This window comes from Pseudomonas sp. GW821-FHT05H12 (assembly GCF_059419385.1).
On sequence record NZ_JBWKRS010000005.1, the window covers coordinates 230,367 to 245,520 of the forward strand.

The following is a 15,154-nucleotide window of genomic DNA, read 5'->3' on the forward strand; positions in this document are numbered from 1 at the left end:
CAGGTGTTCCTTTCAGCTAAGGTCGCGGTGGCGGACCTGGACGTTCTTGAGGGTTTGTTGCAGCACCTGGCCCAGGCGCTCAGTCAGGTAGACAGAGCGGTGGTGACCACCGGTGCAGCCAATGGCAATGGTGACATACGCGCGATTGCTCGCGGCAAAGCGGGGTAGCCATTTGAGCAGGTAGCTGGAGATATCCTGGAACATCTCTTCAACATCCGGCTGCGCGGCCAGGTATTCGGCTACCGGCAAGTCCAGCCCGGACTGTTCGCGCAGTTCCGGCTTCCAGTAGGGGTTGGGCAGGCAGCGCACGTCGAACACCAGGTCAGCGTCTACTGGCATGCCGCGCTTGAAGCCAAACGACTCCACGAGAAACGCAGTACCCGGTTCAGGCTGGTTGAGCAGGCGCAATTTGAGTGCGTCACGCAGCTGGTACAGGTTGAGGCTGGTGGTGTTTATCTTGAGGTCGGCAAGGTCAATGATCGGGCCCAGCAGCTTGGTTTCATCCTCGATGGCTTCTGCCAGGGAACGATGGGGGCTGCTGAGGGGGTGACGTCGGCGGGTCTCGGAAAAACGCTTGAGCAGGGTCTCTTCGTCGGCGTCCAGGTACAGCACATCACAATGAATATGCTTGGCCCGCACTTCTTCGAGCAATAGTGGGAAGCGCTCAAGGTGGCTGGGCAGGTTGCGAGCATCGATCGAAACGGCAACCAGCGGCTGGGCCAGTTCGGTGTGGATCAGCGCGCGTTCCGCCAATTCCGGCAGCAGGCCGGCCGGCAGGTTGTCGATGCAATAGAAGCCGTTGTCCTCAAGAACATTGAGGGCGGTACTTTTACCCGAGCCGGAGCGGCCGCTGACGATGATCAAACGCATGATTACTGCCCGTTCTGTTCATCCAGGACAACCTGATAGAGCGCCTCGTTGCTGCTGGCGCTGCGCAGTTTGTCGCGTACTTCCTTGCGGTCGAGCATGCTGGCGATCTGCCGAAGCAGTTCCAGGTGCGCATCGGTGGCGGCTTGCGGGACCAGCAGGACAAACAGCAGGTCGACCGGAGCGCCGTCGATGGCGTCGAAATCGATGGGGGCATCCAGGTGGAGCAGGGCGCTCACCGGGGATTCACAGCCTTGCAGGCGGCAGTGGGGAATGGCGATGCCGTTGCCAAAACCGGTAGAACCGAGTTTTTCACGGGCGATAAGCGCCTCATACACAGCTTGCGTATCCAGCTCGGGCACTTCGCGGCCGATCAGGTTGGCAATTTGTTCGAGGGCGCGCTTTTTACTGCCGCCCGGCACGTTCACGAGGGAACGGCCGGGGGTCAGGATGGTTTCAAGTCGGATCATGGGGGGAGAGTTAACGACCTGTACCTTGCATCAGGTGCAGATTCTTTTCCTTATGCTTTATGAGTTGGCGGTCCAGCTTGTCGTAGAGCGAGTCGATCGCCGCGTACATGTCTTCATGCTCCGCATTGGCGACGAGCTTTGCATTCGGTACGTGCAGGGTGGCCTCGATTTTCTGCTTGAGCTTATCGACCTCCATGATGACCTGCACGTTGGTGATCTTGTCAAAATGCCCTGCCAGCTTGTTCAGCTTGCTCTCGGTGTATTCACGCAGGGGTTTGGTGACTTCCAGCTGGTGTCCACTGATGTTGACTTGCATACAGCTTCTCCTTCGTTGCCAGTGCATAAAGCGGCAGGCCGGGGTGCCTGCCACTGGAACGCTGTGGCCCGCCCGTCACATCAAACGCTTACGCTCGCTGGAAGGCGCGATCCCAAGGGATTCGCGGTACTTGGCGACGGTTCGACGGGCGACCTGAATGCCTTGTGCCTCCAGTAAACCAGCGATCTTACTGTCACTCAATGGCTTTTTCTGATTTTCCGCGGCAACCAGTTTTTTGATGATCGCGCGAATCGCCGTGGACGAGCATTCACCGCCTTCGGAGGTGCTGACGTGGCTGGAGAAAAAGTATTTCAGCTCATAAATACCCCGTGGGGTATGCATGAATTTCTGCGTGGTCACCCGGGAAATCGTCGATTCATGCATGCCCACCGCTTCTGCAATATCGTGCAGCACGAGGGGCTTCATCGCCTCGTCACCGTATTCCAGGAAGCCGCGCTGGTGCTCGACGATCTGGGTGGCAACCTTCATCAGGGTTTCGTTGCGGCTTTGCAGGCTCTTGATGAACCAGCGTGCTTCCTGCAGCTGGTTGCGCATGAAGGTGTTGTCGGCGCTGGTGTCGGCGCGGCGTACAAAACCGGCGTACTGCGGGTTGACGCGCAGGCGTGGCACCGATTCCTGGTTGAGCTCCACCAGCCAGCGCTCGTTGTCCTTGCGCACAATCACATCAGGGACGACGTATTCGGCTTCGCTGGACTCGATTTGCGAACCTGGGCGCGGGTTGAGGCTCTGCACCAGCTCGATGACCTGGCGCAGGTCGTCTTCCTTGAGCTTCATACGACGCATCAGCTGGCTATAGTCGCGGCTGCCCAGCAGGTCGATGTAGTCATTGACCAGGCGTTGGGCTTCGGCGAGCCAGGGCGTCTTGGCTGGAAGCTGGCGCAGTTGCAGCAGCAGGCACTCGCTGAGGGTGCGGGCGCCGATGCCTGCTGGCTCGAATTGCTGGATGCGGTGCAGGACGGCTTCGATTTCGTCCAGTTCAATGTCCAGTTCCGGATCGAAGGCTTCAAGAATCTCTTCAAGCGTCTCGTCTAGATAACCCTGGTTATTGATGCAGTCGATCAGGGTCACGGCGATCAGGCGATCGGTGTCGGACATCGGCGCCAGGTTCAGTTGCCACAGCAGATGGCTCTGCAGGCTCTCGCCGGCGGACGTTCGGGTGGTGAAATCCCACTCGTCATCATCATTGCTCGGCAGGCTACTGGCGCTGGTCTGGTAGACGTCTTCCCAGGCCGTGTCCACGGGAAGTTCGTTGGGAATGCGTTCGTTCCATTCGCCGTCCTCCAGGTTGTCCACCGTCGGGGCGGTTTCCTGATAGGAGGGTTCCTGCACGTCGGAATTGGGTTTTTGCTCGATGTTGTCGGCCAGCGGGTCTGCATTATCGAAGTCGTCGCCTTCTTCCTGGCGTTCGAGCATCGGATTGGACTCCAGGGCCTCCTGGATTTCCTGTTGCAGGTCCAGTGTGGACAATTGGAGCAGGCGGATGGCCTGTTGCAGCTGCGGTGTCATCGTCAGCTGCTGGCCCATTCTCAGGACTAGCGATGGTTTCATGGCAGGGGCTTAACACCTTATTCGCCGGCGCAATGCGCCATCCACGACAGGGCGCGTGAGCGCCAAACATAAGCAAATTATATGCCTGATATCGGGGGCTTTGCCTAGAGCGCGGTAACAATAAAAAGCCGGAGGTTTCTATTGACTCCCGCGCGTCTCGGCAAACGGCCTGACACCACGGTGTTTACAGGCGGAACTCGTGACCCAGGTACACTTCCTTGACCAGTTCGTTGGCCAGGATGGTGGCGGAATCGCCTTCGGCGATCAGCTGGCCATCGTTGACGATATAAGCGGTTTCACAGATATCGAGGGTTTCACGAACGTTGTGGTCAGTGATCAGTACACCGATGCCCTTGGCCTTGAGGTGGTGGATGATCTGCTTGATGTCGCCCACCGAAATCGGGTCGACGCCAGCAAAGGGTTCGTCCAGCAGGATGAACTTCGGTGCGGTGGCCAATGCGCGGGCAATTTCCACGCGACGACGCTCACCACCGGACAAGCTCATGCCCAGGTTGTCACGGATATGGTTGATGTGGAATTCCTGCAGCAGGCTTTCCAGTTCCTTGCGGCGGCCATCGCGGTCGAGCTCCTTGCGGGTCTCAAGGATCGCCATGATGTTGTCCGAAACCGACAATTTGCGGAAGATCGACGCTTCCTGGGGTAGATAGCCGATACCGGCACGAGCACGACCGTGCATCGGCTGGTGGCTGACGTCCAGGTCGTCGATCAGAACGCGACCCTGATCCGCCTGGACCAGGCCGACAATCATGTAAAAACAGGTGGTCTTGCCGGCACCGTTGGGGCCGAGCAGGCCGACGATCTGGCCGCTGTCGATCGACAGGCTGACGTCGCGCACGACCTGACGGCTTTTGTAGGCCTTGGCCAGATGCTGGGCTTTCAGGGTTGCCATTACTCGGCCTTCTTCTTCGGCTGGATAACCATGTCGATACGCGGACGAGGTGCGGTGACCTTGTTGCCATTGGCGCGACCGGCGTTGGCGACCTGTTTCACAGTGTCATAGGTGATTTTTTCACCTTCCGTGGTGTTGCCGTCGGTGCTGACAACCTTGGCCTGGTCAATCAGGACAATGCGGTTCTGCTGGGCGTGATACTGGATGGTCTTGCCGTAGCCCTTCATCGGAGCGGTATCGGCAGGCGCCTGCTTCTGCTCGAAATAGGCCAGGTTGCCCACCGACGTCACGACGTCGATGTCGCCCGCCTTGGTGCGGGTCAGTGTCACGGTATTCCCGGTGATTTTCATCGACCCCTGGGTAATGATCACGCCACCGGTGTAGGTCGCGACACCTTGCTTGTCATCCAGCTGCGCATCGTCAGCCTGGATGTGGATCGGTTGCTGGCTATCGTTCGGCAGAGCCCAGGCGCTCACGCTTCCCAGTGCTGCGCCCAGACCGAGCAAAATAGGGAGAGTTTTAACGAGCCTCATACTGTCCTCTTACGTTCGATAGCAGGTGTATCCTGCTTTCTTTCAAATACGCTTTCATTCCCTTGCCAGTCGATACACCGCCAGCGCCGTCGATTCTAACGTCTTGCTCGGTCTGCGCATATTGCTTCTGCGGGAATACGGTCATGCGACTGCTGGTAATCACGGTGTCGCGGTTCTTGTCGTCGGTGCGCGCAACGCGCACCGAGTCGATCAGTTCCACCTGGGTGCCGTCCGGGTTGACCTCGCCACGCTTGCTGGTGACGTGCCACGGAAACTCGGTGCCGCGGTAGATGTTCATGTCCGGATTGGTGAGCAGGGTCACTTCAGTGGCCTTCAAGTGCTCGACCTTGTCCGATGTCATCTCGTACTGCACCTTGCCATCTGGCAGGAACTGCACGCTTTTGGCATTGATGGCGTAATAGTCGATAGCGCCGTCGTCAACCTGCGCGACAGGCTTGTCGAGGAAGCGCTCCGGGCTGATATTCCAGTAGCCCACCGCCAGGAATAGCGCGGCGATGACCCCGAATAGCAGGAAGTTGCGAATCTTTTTGCTCAGCATAAAACGCTCTATAAGTAGGCGGCGTGGGCGGATTCAAAGTTGCCCTGGGCACGCAGTATCAATTCGCAGAACTCACGTGCGGCACCTTCGCCGCCACGGGCCGTGGTGATGCCATGGGCGTGTTCGCGAACAAATGCCGCCGCGTTGGCGACAGCCATGCCCAAGCCTACCCGGCGAATCACCGGCAGGTCAGGCAGGTCGTCACCGAGGTAGGCGACCTGCTCATAGCTTAGGTTGAGTTGGCCAAGAAGCTCGTCCAGAACCACCAGTTTATCCTCACGGCCTTGATACAGGTGAGGAATCCCCAGGTTTTGTGCGCGCCGTTCCACTACCGGGGTCTTGCGGCCGCTGATAATGGCTGTTTGTACGCCCGAAGCCATCAGCATCTTGATGCCCTGGCCGTCCAGCGTGTTGAACGTCTTGAATTCGCTGCCGTCTTCGAGGAAGTAAAGGCGGCCATCGGTCAGCACGCCGTCAACGTCGAAGATCGCCAGCTTGATGTTTTTACCGCGTTGCAACAGGTCGCCAGTCATTTACATCACTCCCGCACGCAACAAGTCGTGCATGTTCAGGGCGCCGATAGGGCGGTCATCGTCATTGACCACCACCAGCGCGCCGATCTTGTGGTCTTCCATGATCTTCAAGGCTTCAGCCGCCAGCATTTCCGGGCGCGCGGTCTTGCCGTGAGGGGTCATGACGGCATCAATGGTTGCGGTGTGGATATCAATGGTGCGATCCAGGGTGCGGCGCAGGTCGCCGTCGGTGAATACCCCGGCCAAGCGGCCATCGGCTTCCAGGATGACGGTCATGCCCAGGCCCTTGCGGGTCATTTCCATCAGCGCGTCCTTCAGTAGCGTGCCGCGCTGGACGTGGGGCAATTCATCGCCCGCATGCATGACATTTTCCACTTTCAGCAGCAGACGACGGCCCAGGGCGCCGCCCGGGTGGGAAAAGGCGAAGTCTTCAGCGGTAAAGCCGCGGGCTTCCAGCAGGGCAACGGCCAATGCGTCGCCCATGACCAGTGCGGCCGTGGTCGAGGAGGTCGGCGCCAGGTTCAACGGGCAGGCTTCGTGGGCCACGTGAACATTGAGGTTCACTTCGGCGGCCTTGGCCAGCGTCGACTCCGGGTTACCGGTAATGCTGATCATCTTGATGCCCAGGCGCTTGATCAGTGGCAGCAGGGTCACGATTTCGTTGGTGGTGCCGGAGTTGGACAGTGCCAGGATGATGTCATCCTTGGTGATCATGCCCATGTCGCCGTGGCTGGCTTCTGCCGGGTGCACGAAAAACGAGGTAGTCCCGGTGCTTGCCAGGGTGGCGGCGATCTTGTTGCCGATGTGCCCGGATTTACCCATGCCGACCACGACAACGCGGCCTTTGCTGGCCAGAATCATCTCGCAAGCGCGTACGAAATCCGCGTCGATATGGGCCAGCAAGCCCTCTACGGCTTCGAGCTCGAGGCGGATGGTGCGTTGTGCGGATTGAATAAGGTCGCTGGATTGGCTCATGTCTGAAATCGTATAGCCTGACGAAAAGTCGGCGATTATAGCGGTAATGATCAATTCCCTCACGCAAGTTCGTCAGGCTTTATTCACAAGGCGTCAGAGATTCCGCTCCCGGTAACACAGTCGGCAATGTTTTTCCCTGTCGCCAATCTGAACAAGCGCAGTTCCGGCCTTGGGGGCGCTGTACCAGCAGTGATATAGTTCGCCGCCAGTTCGGTTCACCCAACCCATGTGGCTACCTATTGCACATCCGTTGCAAACGAATGTCGCACACATGGTGTCTGAGTGAGAGGCTGCATCCCAAGGAGTTTAGATGAGTGCCGATAACGCCTACGCGGTCGAGCTGAAGGGACTTACCTTCAAGCGCGGGACGCGCAGCATCTTCAATAACGTCGATATTCGCATTCCCCGCGGCAAGGTCACGGGCATCATGGGGCCTTCAGGCTGTGGCAAGACCACCCTGTTGCGTCTGATGGGCATGCAATTGCGGCCCACTGCTGGCGAAGTGTGGGTCAATGGACAGAACCTGCCGACGCTCTCGCGCAGCGACCTGTTCGACGCGCGCAAGCACATGGGTGTGCTGTTCCAGAGCGGTGCGTTGTTTACCGACCTCGATGTTTTCGAAAACGTGGCCTTCCCGCTGCGGGTGCATACCCAGCTGTCCGATGAAATGATTCGTGACATTGTGTTGCTGAAACTGCAGGCCGTGGGCCTTCGCGGTGCCATCGACCTGATGCCTGACGAGCTGTCCGGTGGCATGAAGCGCCGTGTCGCGCTGGCGCGTGCCATCGCGCTGGATCCGCAGATCCTCATGTACGACGAACCTTTCGTGGGCCAGGACCCGATCGCCATGGGCGTGTTGGTGCGTCTGATCCGCCTGCTCAACGACGCGCTCGGCATCACCAGCATCGTGGTTTCCCACGACCTGGCCGAAACTGCGAGCATCGCCGACTACCTCTATGTCGTCGGTGATGGGCAGGTGCTGGGGCAGGGCACGCCAGAAGAACTCATGAATGCCGATAACCCGCGCATCCGCCAATTCATGACCGGCGATCCCGATGGCCCGGTGCCTTTTCATTTTCCGGCAGCGGACTACCGCTCAGATCTTCTGGGGAAGCGCTGATGCGCAAGACATCTCTCATCGAGAAGGTTCGCCTTTTCGGCCGCTCGGGCATCGACATTGTCGAGGTGCTGGGTCGTTCTACCCTCTTCCTGTTTCATGCGTTGCTCGGCCGTGGTGGTATCGGCGGCGGTTTTGGCCTGTTGATCAAGCAGTTGCACGCCGTGGGCGTGATGTCCCTGGTGATCATCGTCGTTTCCGGCGTGTTCATCGGTATGGTGCTGGCGCTGCAGGGCTTCAATATTCTGTCCAGCTACGGTTCGGAGCAGGCAGTAGGGCAGATGGTCGCCCTGACGTTGCTGCGTGAGCTCGGGCCAGTGGTCACCGCGTTGCTGTTCGCCGGGCGTGCCGGCTCTGCGTTGACGGCCGAGATCGGCAACATGAAGTCCACCGAGCAGCTGTCCAGCCTCGAAATGATCGGCGTGGACCCGCTCAAGTACATTGTTGCCCCGCGCCTGTGGGCCGGTTTCATTTCCTTGCCGCTGCTGGCAATGATCTTCAGCGTGGTCGGCATTTGGGGCGGTTCGTGGGTGGCGGTTGACTGGTTGGGCGTCTATGACGGTTCCTACTGGGCCAACATGCAGAACAGCGTGACCTTCAGCGGCGATGTGCTCAACGGCATCATTAAAAGCATCGTTTTCGCCTTTGTAGTGACCTGGATCGCCGTATTCCAAGGCTATGACTGTGAGCCCACCTCAGAAGGGATCAGTCGCGCCACCACCAAGACCGTTGTTTACGCCTCGCTGGCGGTACTGGGCCTTGACTTCATTTTGACCGCCTTGATGTTTGGAGATTTCTGATGCAAAACCGCACTGTGGAAATCGGTGTCGGCCTTTTCTTGCTGGCTGGCATCCTGGCTTTACTGTTGCTGGCCCTGCGGGTCAGTGGCCTGTCGGCCAGCCCCACCGCCGACACTTATAAACTTTACGCGTACTTCGACAATATCGCCGGTTTGACGGTCAGAGCTAAAGTGACCATGGCCGGCGTTACCATCGGCAAGGTCACGGCAATCGATCTGGACCGCGACAGCTTCACCGGCCGGGTGACCATGCAGGTGGACAAGAAGGTAGATAATCTGCCGACTGACTCCACTGCATCTATCCTCACTGCGGGTTTGCTGGGCGAGAAGTACATCGGCGTCAGCGTGGGCGGGGAAACTGCCCTGCTCAAGGATGGTTCGACCATCCACGACACGCAGTCGTCGCTGGTGCTTGAAGACCTGATCGGTAAATTCCTGCTCAATACGGTCAATAAAGACGCCAAATGAGGAATCTGTTCATGATCTCTACCTTGCGACGTGGCCTGCTGGTATTGCTTGCAGCGTTGCCGCTGCTGGCCAACGCGGCAGGTTCTGCGCACGATCTGGTGCAGGACACGACCAGCAAGATGCTGGCCGACCTGACTGCCAACAAAGAGCAGTACAAGCAGGACCCGAGTAAGTTCTACGACGCGCTTAACTCGATCGTGGGCCCTGTGGTTGATGCCGAAGGCATTTCCCGCAGCATCATGACCGTCAAGTATTCGCGCAAGGCGACCCCGGCGCAGATGCAGACCTTCCAGGAAAACTTCAAGAAGGGCCTGTTCCAGTTCTACGGCAACGCGTTGCTTGAGTACAACAACCAAGGCATCACCGTGGACCCTGCCAAGGACGAGTCGGGCGACCGTACCAGTGTCGGCATGACCGTCAAAGGCAACAATGGCGCGGTCTACCCTGTGCAGTACACGCTGGAGAAGGTCAACGGTGAGTGGAAACTGCGCAACGTGATCATCAACGGCATCAACATCGGCAAGCTGTTCCGCGACCAGTTCGCAGATGCCATGCAGCGCAACGGCAACGACCTGGACAAGACCATCAATGGTTGGGCCGGTGAAGTGGCCAAGGCCAAGGAAGAAACCGACAAGCAAGCTGCCGGGAAGTCCGCACAATGACCGAGTCGGCTGTTCGTCTCGGCGACGCCGGCGAGTTGTTCCTCAGCGGCGTGCTGGACTACCGCACCGGGCCTGACCTGCGCAAGCAGGGCCAGGCGCTGATCAAGACCAGCACCGCGCCTGCACTGGTGCTCGATTGCTCGGCGGTGACCAAGTCCAGCAGCGTTGGCTTGTCGTTATTGCTCTGTTTTATCCGTGATGCCGAGGCGATCAAAAAGCCGGTCAGCATCCGTGCAATGCCCGAGGACATGCGGGAAATTGCCGAGGTTTCCGGCCTGAGCGAGCTGTTGGCGCATCCTTAATAGCCATTTTCAGGAAAGCCCCCCGTCAGAGTCCTGCTATGCGGGGTTCGCAGGCGCGGGGCTTTTTTGTATGATGTGCGACCCGTGCGCACTGGGCGCCGATAGAGGTTGAGCATGCAGGCCCTAGAAGTTAAGAGCTTCCTTGAAGGAAAGCTGCCGGATACGAACGTAGAAGTTGAAGGCGAAGGCTGCAACTTCCAGCTGAACGTGATTAGCGATGAACTGGCGGCATTGAGCCCGGTCAAGCGTCAGCAGCAGATCTATGCCCATTTGAACCCATGGATCACCGATGGCAGCATCCATGCGGTCACTATGAAATTTTTCAGCCGCGCGGCCTGGGCCGAGCGCACCTGAGCCCCCAAGGCGTCGAGATTCTTATGGATAAATTGATTATTACCGGCGGTGCCCGCCTTGATGGCGAGATCCGCATTTCCGGTGCGAAAAACTCCGCTCTGCCGATCCTGGCGGCGACCCTGCTGTGCGATGGCCCGGTTACCGTGGCCAACCTGCCGCACCTGCACGACATCACCACCATGATCGAGCTGTTCGGTCGCATGGGCATCGAGCCGGTGATCGACGAGAAACTGGCCGTCGAAATCGACCCGCGCACCATCAAGACCCTGGTCGCGCCGTACGAGCTGGTGAAAACCATGCGTGCCTCGATCCTGGTACTGGGCCCGATGGTTGCCCGTTTCGGCGAAGCCGAAGTGGCACTGCCTGGCGGTTGCGCCATCGGCTCGCGTCCGGTCGACCTGCACATCCGTGGCCTCGAAGCCATGGGCGCGACCATCGACGTCGAAGGCGGCTACATCAAGGCCAAGGCGCCGGAAGGCGGCCTGCGTGGCGCCAACTTCTTCTTTGATACCGTCAGCGTGACCGGTACCGAGAACATCATGATGGCCGCTGCCCTGGCCAACGGCCGCAGCGTCCTGCAGAACGCCGCGCGCGAGCCGGAAGTGGTCGACCTGGCCAACTTCCTGATTGCCATGGGTGCCAACATCACTGGCGCCGGCACCGACACCATCACCATCGACGGCGTTAAACGCCTGCACTCGGCCACCTACAAAGTGATGCCGGACCGTATCGAGACCGGCACCTACCTGGTTGCCGCTGCCGTCACCGGTGGCCGCGTCAAGGTCAAGGACACCGATCCGACCATCCTGGAAGCGGTCCTTGAGAAGCTGCGCGAAGCCGGTGCCGAAATCACCACCGGTGAAGACTGGATCGAGCTGAACATGCACGGCAAGCGTCCTAAAGCCGTCAACGTGCGTACCGCTCCCTACCCGGCGTTCCCGACCGACATGCAGGCGCAGTTCATCTCCCTGAACGCGATTGCCGAAGGCACCGGTGCGGTTATCGAGACCATCTTCGAAAACCGCTTCATGCACGTGTACGAACTGCACCGCATGGGCGCCAAGATCCAGGTTGAAGGCAACACCGCCATCGTGACCGGCACCGAGAAGCTCAAGGGCGCGCCAGTGATGGCCACCGACCTGCGCGCCTCGGCGAGCCTGGTGATCTCGGCGCTGATTGCTGAAGGCGACACCCTGATCGACCGCATCTACCACATCGACCGTGGTTACGAGTGCATCGAAGAGAAACTGCAGATGCTCGGTGCAAAAATCCGCCGCGTACCGGGCTAGTTGCTGCTTGTAGTGAGCGGGCTTGCCCCGCGCCGCGGTGTATCAGGTAGGGTTAAGGCGCCCGACACGCCGCCGCGCGGGGCAAGCCCGCTCACTACAGAAATTTGTTTAAAATCGAGGCTGTCATGGCCTCGATCTGTGTCTGGCGCCGTTTGCGACCGGACAGCAATAGCCTGATGAAGGACTGACGTTTCCCATGTTGACCATCGCACTGTCCAAGGGCCGCATCCTTGACGACACTTTGCCGCTTCTGGCTGAAGCGGGCATCGTGCCGACCGAGAATCCGGACAAGAGCCGCAAGCTGATCATCCCCACGACCCAGGACGACGTTCGCCTGTTGATCGTGCGGGCTACCGACGTGCCGACCTACGTTGAACATGGCGCGGCCGACCTGGGTGTCGCCGGTAAAGACGTGCTGATGGAATACGGCGGCCAGGGCCTGTATGAACCTCTGGACCTGCGAATTGCCCTGTGCAAGCTGATGACTGCCGGCCGTGTCGGTGACGTTGAGCCTAAAGGCCGCCTGCGCGTGGCGACCAAGTTCGTCAACGTTGCCAAGCGCTACTACGCCGAGCAAGGTCGTCAGGTCGACATCATCAAGCTCTATGGTTCGATGGAGCTGGCCCCGCTGATCGGCTTGGCCGACAAGATCATCGACGTGGTCGACACCGGCAACACCCTGCGTGCCAATGGCCTGGAGCCTCAGGATTTCATCGCCGACATCAGCTCCCGCCTGATCGTCAACAAAGCGTCGATGAAGATGCAGCACGCCCGTATCCAGGCGTTGATTGACACCCTGCGCAAGGCAGTGGAGTCGCGACACCGCGGTTGACTTACCCGCGTAGCTGAAAGGCTGCGCCCGTCTATCCGCCTCATAGCCAGAATTCTCAGGTGCCCAAGCGGAAACGACTGCTAGTTTAGGGCGCCTGAGTTTTTGCCAATTCTATTGAGGCCCTCGCTATGACCACGTCCACTGCAATTGCCCGACTCAACGCTGCCGACCCGGATTTCGCCCATCATCTGGATCATCTGCTGAGCTGGGAAAGCGTGTCCGACGATTCGGTCAACGGGCGGGTGCTCGACATCATCAAGGCCGTGCGCGAGCGCGGTGATGCGGCGCTGGTGGATTTCACCCGTCAGTTCGATGGCCTGGACGTCAAGTCCATGGCCGACCTGATCCTGCCCCGCGAACGCCTGGAGCTGGCCCTGACGCGCATCACTGCGCCCCAGCGCGAAGCCCTGGAAGTGGCGGCGGCGCGGGTGCGCAGCTACCACGAGAAGCAAAAGCAGGATTCCTGGAGCTACACCGAAGCCGACGGCACTGTGCTGGGCCAGAAGGTCACGCCGCTGGACCGTGCCGGCCTGTACGTACCAGGCGGTAAAGCATCCTACCCATCGTCGGTACTGATGAACGCCATTCCCGCCAAGGTGGCTGGCGTGACCGAAGTGGTCATGGTGGTGCCAACTCCGCGCGGTGAAATCAACGAGCTGGTGCTGGCGGCGGCGTGCATCGCCGGCGTCGACCGCGTGTTCACCATCGGTGGCGCACAGGCCGTCGCGGCCCTGGCCTATGGCACCGAAAGCGTGCCGAAGGTCGACAAGGTGGTCGGCCCTGGCAACATCTACGTTGCCACTGCCAAGCGCCATGTGTTCGGCCAGGTCGGTATCGACATGATCGCCGGCCCGTCGGAAATCCTTGTGGTATGCGACGGCCAGACCGACCCGGACTGGATCGCCATGGACCTGTTCTCCCAGGCTGAGCATGACGAAGACGCCCAGGCGATCCTGGTCAGCCCGGATGCCGAGTTCCTCGACAAGGTCGCCGCCAGCATCAACAAGCTGATGCCGACCATGGAGCGCGCCGAGATCATCGAGAAGTCGATCAATGGCCGCGGTGCGCTGATCCTGGTGCGTGACATGGAACAGGCCATCGAAGTGGCCAACCGTATCGCGCCGGAACACCTTGAGCTGTCCGTGGCCGACCCACAAGCCTGGCTGCCGTCGATTCGCCACGCCGGTGCAATCTTCATGGGCCGCCACACCAGCGAAGCCCTGGGTGACTACTGCGCAGGCCCGAACCACGTGCTGCCGACCTCCGGCACCGCACGCTTCTCGTCGCCGCTGGGCGTGTATGACTTCCAGAAGCGTTCGTCGATCATCTTCTGCTCGCCGCAGGGCGCTTCCGAGCTGGGCAAGACCGCTTCGGTACTGGCCCGCGGTGAGTCCCTGAGTGCCCACGCCCGCAGCGCCGAATACCGCATCCTTGAAGAGAAGGGGAACTGAGACATGAGCAAATTCTGGAGCCCTTTCGTCAAGGACCTCGTGCCTTACGTACCCGGCGAGCAGCCGAAGTTGACCAAGCTGGTCAAGCTCAACACCAATGAAAACCCCTACGGCCCATCGCCCAAGGCGTTGGCCGCGATGCAGGCCGAGCTGAACGACAACCTGCGCCTGTACCCGGACCCCAACAGCGACCTGCTCAAGCAGGCCGTGGCCAAGTATTACGGCGTGGATGCCGGCAAGGTGTTCTTGGGCAACGGTTCCGACGAAGTCCTGGCGCACATTTTTCACGGCCTGCTCCAGCACGATCTGCCGCTGCTGTTCCCGGATATCAGCTACAGCTTCTATCCGGTCTACTGCGGCCTGTATGGCATCCAGTCGGCCCCTGTGCCGTTGGATGAGCAGTTCCAGATCCGGGTAGCGGATTACGCCAAGCCCAACGGCGGGATCATCTTCCCCAACCCGAACGCGCCCACGGGCTGCGTGCTGGCGCTGGATGCGGTGGAGCAGATCCTCAAGGCCAGCCCGGATTCGGTGGTGGTGGTCGATGAGGCCTATATCGACTTCGGCGGTGAAACCGCGATCAGCCTGGTGGATCGCTACCCGAACCTGCTGGTGACCCAGACCCTGTCCAAATCGCGCTCACTGGCCGGTTTGCGCGTGGGCCTGGCCGTGGGCCACCCGGACCTGATCGAGGCGCTGGAGCGGGTCAAGAACAGCTTCAACTCCTACCCGCTGGATCGCCTGGCGATTGTCGGCGCGGCGGCGGCGTTCGAGGACCGTGAGTATTTCGAGAAGACGTGCCAACTGGTGATCGACAGCCGCAACAAAGTGGTCGCGCAGCTGGAAGGCAAGGGGTTTGAGGTATTGCCGTCGGCGGCCAACTTCATCTTTGCCCGTCACCCCAAGCACGACGCGGCCGGCCTGGCGGCCAAGTTGCGTGAGCAGGGTGTGATCGTGCGGCACTTCAAGCAGGCGCGGATTGCCCAGTTCCTGCGGATCAGCATCGGTACGCCGGAGCAGAACCAAGCGCTGATCGACGGCCTGGGCGAGCTCTAACTACCACTGAAATAAAATGTGGGAGCTGGGGTGGGGGGGGGGGGGGGGGGGGGGGGGGGGGGGGGGGGGGGGGGGGGGGGGGGGGGGGGGGG

General features: G+C 60.0%; 19 protein-coding genes. 10 read left to right on the top strand and 9 right to left on the bottom strand.

Features of this window, described 5'->3' with window-relative positions; translation table 11 throughout:
* Positions 1-12: 12 nt before the first annotated feature.
* The 9 genes from rapZ to AC07SU_RS06830 all read right to left on the bottom strand — a co-directional run bounded on the left by rapZ (position 13) and on the right by AC07SU_RS06830 (position 6,732).
* On the bottom strand, positions 13-870 hold the full coding sequence (gene rapZ / locus AC07SU_RS06790) for an RNase adapter RapZ (RefSeq protein ID WP_494996566.1): 858 nt from the start codon (positions 868-870) through the stop codon (positions 13-15).
* Between the two features lie 2 nt (positions 871-872).
* The gene (gene ptsN, locus AC07SU_RS06795) at positions 873-1,337 is read right to left on the bottom strand and encodes a PTS IIA-like nitrogen regulatory protein PtsN (protein WP_048723965.1); all 465 of its coding nucleotides are present in this window, start codon (positions 1,335-1,337) and stop codon (positions 873-875) included.
* 10 nt (positions 1,338-1,347) lie between these two features.
* Entirely contained in the window at positions 1,348-1,653 is a 306-nt protein-coding gene (gene hpf / locus AC07SU_RS06800; RefSeq protein ID WP_003171804.1) for a ribosome hibernation-promoting factor, HPF/YfiA family, read from the bottom strand.
* A gap of 75 nt (positions 1,654-1,728) precedes the next feature.
* Entirely contained in the window at positions 1,729-3,222 is a 1,494-nt protein-coding gene (locus AC07SU_RS06805; protein WP_176995080.1) for an RNA polymerase factor sigma-54, read from the bottom strand.
* Between the two features lie 184 nt (positions 3,223-3,406).
* Positions 3,407-4,132: an LPS export ABC transporter ATP-binding protein gene (lptB, locus tag AC07SU_RS06810; RefSeq protein WP_016974288.1), complete on the bottom strand. Its 726-nt coding sequence runs from the start codon at positions 4,130-4,132 to the stop codon at positions 3,407-3,409.
* Positions 4,132-4,665: a lipopolysaccharide transport periplasmic protein LptA gene (gene lptA, locus AC07SU_RS06815; protein WP_176995079.1), complete on the bottom strand. Its 534-nt coding sequence runs from the start codon at positions 4,663-4,665 to the stop codon at positions 4,132-4,134. The genes lptB and lptA overlap by 1 nt, the downstream gene beginning before the upstream one ends.
* Positions 4,652-5,224 carry an LPS export ABC transporter periplasmic protein LptC gene (gene lptC, locus AC07SU_RS06820; protein WP_176995078.1) on the bottom strand — a complete coding sequence of 191 codons (573 nt, stop codon included), beginning with the start codon at positions 5,222-5,224 and terminating at the stop codon, positions 4,652-4,654. Before lptC ends, lptA begins: the two co-directional genes overlap by 14 nt.
* An 8-nt stretch (positions 5,225-5,232) precedes the next feature.
* The gene (locus AC07SU_RS06825; RefSeq protein ID WP_494996567.1) at positions 5,233-5,757 is read right to left on the bottom strand and encodes a KdsC family phosphatase; all 525 of its coding nucleotides are present in this window, start codon (positions 5,755-5,757) and stop codon (positions 5,233-5,235) included.
* Complete coding sequence (locus tag AC07SU_RS06830; protein ID WP_176995076.1) at positions 5,758-6,732, bottom strand: KpsF/GutQ family sugar-phosphate isomerase; 975 nt, start codon at positions 6,730-6,732, stop codon at positions 5,758-5,760.
* A gap of 310 nt (positions 6,733-7,042) precedes the next feature.
* Here AC07SU_RS06830 and AC07SU_RS06835 point away from each other — a divergent pair, with 310 nt between their 5' ends.
* The 10 genes from AC07SU_RS06835 to hisC all read left to right on the top strand — a co-directional run bounded on the left by AC07SU_RS06835 (position 7,043) and on the right by hisC (position 15,062).
* On the top strand, positions 7,043-7,852 hold the full coding sequence (locus AC07SU_RS06835) for an ATP-binding cassette domain-containing protein (protein ID WP_017738751.1): 810 nt from the start codon (positions 7,043-7,045) through the stop codon (positions 7,850-7,852).
* Positions 7,852-8,649 (top strand): lipid asymmetry maintenance ABC transporter permease subunit MlaE, encoded by a 798-nt coding sequence (mlaE, locus tag AC07SU_RS06840; RefSeq protein ID WP_176995075.1) that lies wholly within the window; start codon positions 7,852-7,854, stop codon positions 8,647-8,649. Before AC07SU_RS06835 ends, mlaE begins: the two co-directional genes overlap by 1 nt.
* The gene (gene mlaD, locus AC07SU_RS06845; protein ID WP_005784855.1) at positions 8,649-9,116 is read left to right on the top strand and encodes an outer membrane lipid asymmetry maintenance protein MlaD; all 468 of its coding nucleotides are present in this window, start codon (positions 8,649-8,651) and stop codon (positions 9,114-9,116) included. The genes mlaE and mlaD overlap by 1 nt, the downstream gene beginning before the upstream one ends.
* 11 nt (positions 9,117-9,127) lie before the next feature.
* Positions 9,128-9,778 carry an MlaC/ttg2D family ABC transporter substrate-binding protein gene (locus AC07SU_RS06850; protein ID WP_176995074.1) on the top strand — a complete coding sequence of 217 codons (651 nt, stop codon included), beginning with the start codon at positions 9,128-9,130 and terminating at the stop codon, positions 9,776-9,778.
* A complete protein-coding gene (locus AC07SU_RS06855; protein WP_457404552.1) occupies positions 9,775-10,080 on the top strand; it encodes an STAS domain-containing protein in 306 nt (101 codons plus the stop codon). Before AC07SU_RS06850 ends, AC07SU_RS06855 begins: the two co-directional genes overlap by 4 nt.
* Positions 10,081-10,194: 114 nt before the next feature.
* Positions 10,195-10,434, top strand: a complete 240-nt coding sequence (locus tag AC07SU_RS06860) for a BolA family protein (protein WP_027604803.1) — start codon at positions 10,195-10,197, stop codon at positions 10,432-10,434.
* Between the two features lie 23 nt (positions 10,435-10,457).
* A complete protein-coding gene (gene murA, locus AC07SU_RS06865; RefSeq protein WP_178922713.1) occupies positions 10,458-11,723 on the top strand; it encodes a UDP-N-acetylglucosamine 1-carboxyvinyltransferase in 1,266 nt (421 codons plus the stop codon).
* A gap of 196 nt (positions 11,724-11,919) precedes the next feature.
* Positions 11,920-12,555 carry an ATP phosphoribosyltransferase gene (hisG, locus tag AC07SU_RS06870; protein WP_003188599.1) on the top strand — a complete coding sequence of 212 codons (636 nt, stop codon included), beginning with the start codon at positions 11,920-11,922 and terminating at the stop codon, positions 12,553-12,555.
* 128 nt (positions 12,556-12,683) lie between these two features.
* Positions 12,684-14,006, top strand: a complete 1,323-nt coding sequence (gene hisD / locus AC07SU_RS06875; protein ID WP_176995071.1) for a histidinol dehydrogenase — start codon at positions 12,684-12,686, stop codon at positions 14,004-14,006.
* Between the two features lie 3 nt (positions 14,007-14,009).
* Positions 14,010-15,062, top strand: coding sequence for a histidinol-phosphate transaminase (gene hisC / locus AC07SU_RS06880; RefSeq protein ID WP_494996568.1), 1,053 nt, complete (start codon positions 14,010-14,012; stop codon positions 15,060-15,062).
* Positions 15,063-15,154: the final 92 nt, after the last annotated feature.

What these genes read in the sequence shown, in the direction of transcription:
- AC07SU_RS06850 (WP_176995074.1), top strand. Translation starts at nt 9,128, where the DNA reads ATGATCTCTACCTTGCGACGTGGCCTGCTGGTATTGCTTGCAGCGTTG.
- rapZ (WP_494996566.1), bottom strand. Translation starts at nt 870, where the DNA reads ATGCGTTTGATCATCGTCAGCGGCCGCTCCGGCTCGGGTAAAAGTACC.
- hisG (WP_003188599.1), top strand. Translation starts at nt 11,920, where the DNA reads ATGTTGACCATCGCACTGTCCAAGGGCCGCATCCTTGACGACACTTTG.
- hpf (WP_003171804.1), bottom strand. Translation starts at nt 1,653, where the DNA reads ATGCAAGTCAACATCAGTGGACACCAGCTGGAAGTCACCAAACCCCTG.
- ptsN (WP_048723965.1), bottom strand. Translation starts at nt 1,337, where the DNA reads ATGATCCGACTTGAAACCATCCTGACCCCCGGCCGTTCCCTCGTGAAC.
- AC07SU_RS06805 (WP_176995080.1), bottom strand. Translation starts at nt 3,222, where the DNA reads ATGAAACCATCGCTAGTCCTGAGAATGGGCCAGCAGCTGACGATGACA.
- lptC (WP_176995078.1), bottom strand. Translation starts at nt 5,224, where the DNA reads ATGCTGAGCAAAAAGATTCGCAACTTCCTGCTATTCGGGGTCATCGCC.
- hisD (WP_176995071.1), top strand. Translation starts at nt 12,684, where the DNA reads ATGACCACGTCCACTGCAATTGCCCGACTCAACGCTGCCGACCCGGAT.
- lptB (WP_016974288.1), bottom strand. Translation starts at nt 4,132, where the DNA reads ATGGCAACCCTGAAAGCCCAGCATCTGGCCAAGGCCTACAAAAGCCGT.
- AC07SU_RS06830 (WP_176995076.1), bottom strand. Translation starts at nt 6,732, where the DNA reads ATGAGCCAATCCAGCGACCTTATTCAATCCGCACAACGCACCATCCGC.
- mlaD (WP_005784855.1), top strand. Translation starts at nt 8,649, where the DNA reads ATGCAAAACCGCACTGTGGAAATCGGTGTCGGCCTTTTCTTGCTGGCT.
- AC07SU_RS06835 (WP_017738751.1), top strand. Translation starts at nt 7,043, where the DNA reads ATGAGTGCCGATAACGCCTACGCGGTCGAGCTGAAGGGACTTACCTTC.
- hisC (WP_494996568.1), top strand. Translation starts at nt 14,010, where the DNA reads ATGAGCAAATTCTGGAGCCCTTTCGTCAAGGACCTCGTGCCTTACGTA.
- AC07SU_RS06855 (WP_457404552.1), top strand. Translation starts at nt 9,775, where the DNA reads ATGACCGAGTCGGCTGTTCGTCTCGGCGACGCCGGCGAGTTGTTCCTC.
- mlaE (WP_176995075.1), top strand. Translation starts at nt 7,852, where the DNA reads ATGCGCAAGACATCTCTCATCGAGAAGGTTCGCCTTTTCGGCCGCTCG.
- AC07SU_RS06825 (WP_494996567.1), bottom strand. Translation starts at nt 5,757, where the DNA reads ATGACTGGCGACCTGTTGCAACGCGGTAAAAACATCAAGCTGGCGATC.
- lptA (WP_176995079.1), bottom strand. Translation starts at nt 4,665, where the DNA reads ATGAGGCTCGTTAAAACTCTCCCTATTTTGCTCGGTCTGGGCGCAGCA.
- murA (WP_178922713.1), top strand. Translation starts at nt 10,458, where the DNA reads ATGGATAAATTGATTATTACCGGCGGTGCCCGCCTTGATGGCGAGATC.
- AC07SU_RS06860 (WP_027604803.1), top strand. Translation starts at nt 10,195, where the DNA reads ATGCAGGCCCTAGAAGTTAAGAGCTTCCTTGAAGGAAAGCTGCCGGAT.